Origin of the sequence: Dyella sp. (genome assembly GCF_035277725.1) — a bacterium.
Taxonomy (GTDB): domain Bacteria; phylum Pseudomonadota; class Gammaproteobacteria; order Xanthomonadales; family Rhodanobacteraceae; genus Dyella_B.
The window spans coordinates 1-5,195 of record NZ_DATEJY010000085.1; the positions used below are offsets into that span (position 1 = coordinate 1).

Below are 5,195 nucleotides of genomic sequence, written 5' to 3' on the forward strand. Positions count from 1 at the left end.
TTGGAGTTCGCGTTCCGCTCACCCCAACCTGCGGTTACATGTGCAAGCCAAAATCGTCGCGCGTTGTCTTGCCTTTATCGTCGATACCTTTCGCATCCAGTTTCGGCGCCAACACGAACACGCGGTTGTCGGCGATCTTGCCGTGCAGGTATTGGCGTACCGCATCGGCACGACGCTCAGCCAGGTGACGCAGCGCATCCTGATCAACTGTGACGTTGGCTTGCATCATCTTGGTCATTTCTTCGGGCGGTTGCGATTTGGTCAGGCCAATCAGATCGCGCGGCTTTTTGAAGTTGGCGTGCTTGTATGCCTTGGCCAGGTATTTGTTGTAGTCGTCGGTACCCGGCTTTACGGGCGCTGCTTTGGCCGCGGCGGTGCCGATATCGTCCGCTTCTTCTCGTTGCACCATGTCGTCGACAGTGACGGCGCGTAGGCCTTGTTCGTCGACGCTGGGATCGACGCGGCCGGTGATATCGAGCTTGAGTTCCGGTTTTTTGTTGAGCACATCCACCACGTGCGCAAGCTTGTCCTGCGATGGCGCATCGAGTACCGCCGAACCCGGCGCGAATTCGACGTAACCGAGATCCTGTCCGCCACCGCCGCCGCCGATGGAACCGAGTAAGCGGAAGGGAGAGGTCACCGCGCGCTTGAGCACATTCACGAAAGCCTGCCAGATCACGCCGCCAAGACTGAATTCCGGATCGCTGAGCGAACCGGAGACGGGTACATGAATATCGATGTTGCCATTGGAATCCCGCAGCAGCGCCACCGCGAGTTTCACCGGCAAATGGCTGATGCCGGGACCTTCCATGCGATCGCCAAAGGTGAGCTGGTTGAGCACGATGTGGTTGTCGGCATTCAACTTGTTCTGGTCGAGCTGATAATGCACGTCCATCGTCAACCGGCCCTTGGTGATCGGGTAGCCGGCGTATTTCCCGGAGTAGGGCGTCAGGTGTGTGAGTTCCACATCCGATGCGGTGGCCTTGATGTCGAGGAACGCCATTGGCGTGAGTGGATTGATGGAGCCTTGAATGGCCACCGGAGAGTTGTCATCCAGCTCGCCTTGCAGCGTGACGTCGGCAGGCTTGTCGGTGGTGTCGGTGCCGAACGCGCCGATCTTGCCGGCGAGTTGCGTGATGTTGGCGGTGTAGTTCGGCTTGATGAAGTTGTCGGTGTAATTGAGATTGCCATTGGCCAGTGTGATCTGGCCGACGTGGATGGCTGCGGGCGGCGTCGTGGGCGTGGAGGTAGTGGCGATGGTTGCCGTGGTCGTGGTGCCGCCGCCGGGTGCGCGTGAGGATTCTTTCTCGGGTGGTGGCGGCACGCTCAAAGCGGGCGCAGGGCCAACCTGCTCGCGTGTCACGGACACCGGCGCCTGGGCGGGATTGGATATGACATCCTGCAGGTTGAGCCTGCCGTTGGCGTTGACGATCACGCGCGCGTAGAAATCATCCAGCGCGATGGCGCCGAGCTCGATCTTGGGCGCATTGCCGCCCATCTGCACTTGCATGCCGTTGATCGCCACGGAATTCCAGCGCAGGAAATCGTCTCCAGTGACTTTGTCCTGCACGCGCACGCGGCTCAACTGCATGCGGCCCTGATAGGCCATCAGCGGCTGCGGCTTGTGATCGTGGTAGTGAATGCGTCCGTTCGCGCTGAGTTGCGCGCTGTCGAGGTTGACGTTCAAGGGCACCTGCACCAGCGATGCGAAGGGCGCCACGTTGAGCTTTGTTGCCACGATGCGTAGATCGGCGTCCAGCGGTTCGGGCTTGAGATTGCCATCCACCTTGAATTTGCCGTGACCGATACCGCCGCTCAGATCCAGCTTGATCGGCTTGCGCATGTCGTCGGAAAGATTGTCGAGGCCGAATTTATCGGCGGCGACTTCGATGCGTCCGCGCTTGGCGGGCAAGCTTGGATCGGCCAACGCAAACGTGCTGCCGTCGATGATCAGATGCGCGATGCTCCAATGCCATGCGGGCGATGCGGTCTGCTTGCCTTTTACGGGGGGCGACGGTTTTGTCAGCGTGGTGAGATCGACGTTGCCGTTCTTCAGCCGCTGTGCATCGATCTTCAAGCCATGCAGCGTTACGTCGCCCAGCTGGGCGGTACTGCTGCCGAGATCGAGATGATGGATGCCCACCGTGAGCGTCTGCCATGCCACTGGCTTGTGGTCGCGTTGCGTCAGCGCGAAATCGTTGACGGCGAGCTTGCTGTCGTCCATGGTCAACGCGAGCGTGCCGCTCCAATCCACTTTTTGATGCGTGTCGCCATCCAGCGTGCCGCTGGCAATCTGCGCGTTCAGCGCTGGGCCAAAGGCCGCAAGCGGCTGGATGCCAACGTGGCTGGCGCTGATCTGCCCTTCAAAGCGGCTGGCGTGCATAAAGAGGTTGCCGGCGACATGCAGGCTGCCTCCGGCGAGGCCGGCGGTGAGATCGACGACGCCAGGTTGGGCGGAGATCGTGGAGAGGCTGCGAATCGTGCCTTGCATGTTTTCCAATGGCAGACGCGCGGGCGTGGCACCGCTGAGGTCGGCATAGTCGAGCGTGCTGTTTTGCAGCGCGAGCGTGCCGATCAACGCATCGGTAGGCGGCGTACCGGGTTTCGGCGGTGGTGCATGCTTGCCGAGCAATTCATCGAAGTTCGTGCTGCCGCCTTGCTGCTTGGTGTAGTGCAGGGCGGTGTGATCGAGCTGGATGCTGCTGAAGTGATAGCGGGACTGCAGCGGCTGCACGTCTTGCAGCGTCGCGACGCCATGTCCCAGTTCCAGCATGGGCGCATGCTCGTGCGTGGTCATCGCCAAGTTGTCGACCTGCAGCGTGCCTTGCAGCAGCAGTTGTGGCGCCGGTTGTGCCTGCACGAAGTGAATATCGAGCGTACCCGACAGCTGGCCGCTGGGAATATCGGCCGGCAACGGCGTGGGCACGTAGGCCAGATATTTGGCCAGGTCCAGGTGATCCATGTTGAAGCTGATCACCGATTCGCGGCTGCTGGCGAACGGCTTCGTCTGGCCCTGGATGCGCAGCGGGCTGCCGTCCACGCGCATGGCCAGCAGCGGTTGCACGAAGACGTTCACGTCGTGCGGCAGGTTGGCGATGAACGGAACGCCCAGTTCAAGCTGATCCACACGGTGCGTGGCATTCTGCACCTTGTCGTCGAAGCTGATGTCGCCGTTGTGCACACTGATGTTGTAGACCGCGAAATGCGTCGGCGGCGCATTCGGGTCGGAAGGCTTCGATGCAAAGCGTTGCACGATATCGGTGAAATTGAAGGTCTGCGGACCGCTGCGCGTGATATGGATCTGCGGATGCTGCAGCGTCAGTTCGTCCAGCACTGGCGCCAGGTGGAACACGGAACTCCACGATGCGTTCACCACCAATTGATCGAGATCGATGAAGGGCGTGCTGCTGTCGCGCTCGCCGACGTGCAGCTTGTCCACCGTCAGCCGCAGCGTGTACGGGTTCAGATGGATCGTGCCGATGGTGACCGGCCGGTCAAGCTGGGTGGCGAGCTGCTTCTGGAGCTGGTTCTTGATGATGCCGGGCGCGATGAAAAAGCCGAACAGGCCGACGATGACCAGGAAGATGACGATCACCAGCGCGGCGATGCGCATGCGGCGCGAGCGATACAACCCGATGGCGCGTTCGCGGCCGGCCTTCATCAAGGCGTTGGGTGACAGGTTCCGGTTTGTCATGCCGTCGATGCTCCTTACGTGACATCGCGGACCGACCGTGCCGGCACTGCAAGCCGTGCACTTTCCCCAAGCTTGAAGTTCATGTCGGCACGCTTTCGGCGGAGTGTAGCGTGCGGTGTAGGAATTGCGTAGGCGCCTTGTAGGGGTTCTGGTTGACTCAGCCGCTAGGTTGGGGTGCGAACCCCCAACATCGAGATGTCCGTGTATACGGGATGTTGGGGTTCGCACCCCAACCTACGCATCAATGCCAGGAACAGACCACTTTGCCACAGGTGCCCGCATCCATCAGGTCAAAACCTTTCTGGAAGTCGTCAATGTGAATCTGGTGTGTCAGCACCTTCTGCAGCGGAAAGCCGGTGAGCACCATCTGGGTCATCTTGTACCAGGTCTCGTACATGCGGCGGCCGTAGATACCCTGCAGGGTAAGGCCCTTGAAGATCACCCGGTCCCAGTCGATGCCGGCACCCTTGGGCAGGATGCCGAGCAGCGCGACTTTGCCGCCGTGGTACATGCAATCGAGCATGTCGTTGAAGGCGCGCTGGTTGCCGCTCATTTCCAGGCCCACGTCGAAGCCTTCCATGTGCAGGTCTTTCATCACGTCCTTCAGCGACTGGTTCGATACGTTCACCACGCGCGTGGCGCCCATGTCGGCGGCGAGTTTCAAGCGGTAGTCGTTGACGTCGGTCACCACCACGTTGCGTGCGCCGACGTGCTTGGCGATGCCGGCAGCGATGATGCCGATCGGGCCCGCGCCGGTGATCAGCACGTCTTCGCCGACCATGTCGAATTCCAGCGCGCAGTGCGCGGCGTTGCCGTACGGATCGAAGAACGCGGCCAGCTCCGACGGAATCTGGTCTGGAATCGGCCACAGGTTGGAGGCCGGCATGCTCATGTATTCGGCGAACGCACCGTTGCGGTTCACGCCGATGCCAACGGTGTTCGGGCACAGGTGCTGGCGGCCGGCGCGGCAGTTGCGGCAGTGGCCGCACACGATATGGCCCTCGGCGGAGACACGGTCGCCGACTTTGTAGCCGGTCACGCCCGGACCGATGTCCACGATGCGCCCGACGAATTCATGACCGATGGTGAGACCGGGCTTGATGGTGCGCTGGGACCATTCGTCCCACTTGTAGATGTGCAGGTCGGTGCCGCAGATCGCGGTTTTTTCCAGTTTGATCAGCACCTCGTTCGGGCCAACCTCGGGCACCGGCACTTCTTCCATCCAGATGCCTTTTTCAGGCAGGCGCTTGACCAGGGCTTTCATCGTTTGCGGCATGGGGAACGACATCCAGGGGCGGGGAAGTGCGTATTATAAAGTCGCACCTACAGCGGATGTCTGACGCGCTGCGGCATGACAACGGAATTCGCCGACATGTCCGGCTGGTCGCCGCTATCTATGGTCGAGCGCTTCTTCACTTCATGGCCGTGCATTGCCGGCGGTTGCCAACAAGGCGTGTTTCGCATGCGTCGCGCCCTGTTGACGGTGGCTCTGTCCACGCCG

2 protein-coding genes are annotated in these 5,195 nt (G+C 61.2%); both read right to left on the bottom strand.

Going from position 1 to position 5,195, the window contains the following annotated elements; translation table 11 throughout:
- Positions 1 to 34 precede the first annotated feature (34 nt).
- Positions 35 to 3,694, bottom strand: a complete 3,660-nt coding sequence (locus VJR68_RS08065) for a DUF748 domain-containing protein (RefSeq protein WP_324147159.1) — start codon at positions 3,692 to 3,694, stop codon at positions 35 to 37.
- Positions 3,695 to 3,935: 241 nt separating this feature from the next.
- A complete protein-coding gene (gene tdh, locus VJR68_RS08070) occupies positions 3,936 to 4,970 on the bottom strand; it encodes an L-threonine 3-dehydrogenase (RefSeq protein ID WP_324147160.1) in 1,035 nt (344 codons plus the stop codon).
- Positions 4,971 to 5,195: the final 225 nt, after the last annotated feature.

Coding starts and splice junctions, on each gene's coding strand:
- VJR68_RS08065 (WP_324147159.1), bottom strand. CDS start 3,694: ATGACAAACCGGAACCTGTCACCCAACGCCTTGATGAAGGCCGGCCGC.
- tdh (WP_324147160.1), bottom strand. CDS start 4,970: ATGCCGCAAACGATGAAAGCCCTGGTCAAGCGCCTGCCTGAAAAAGGC.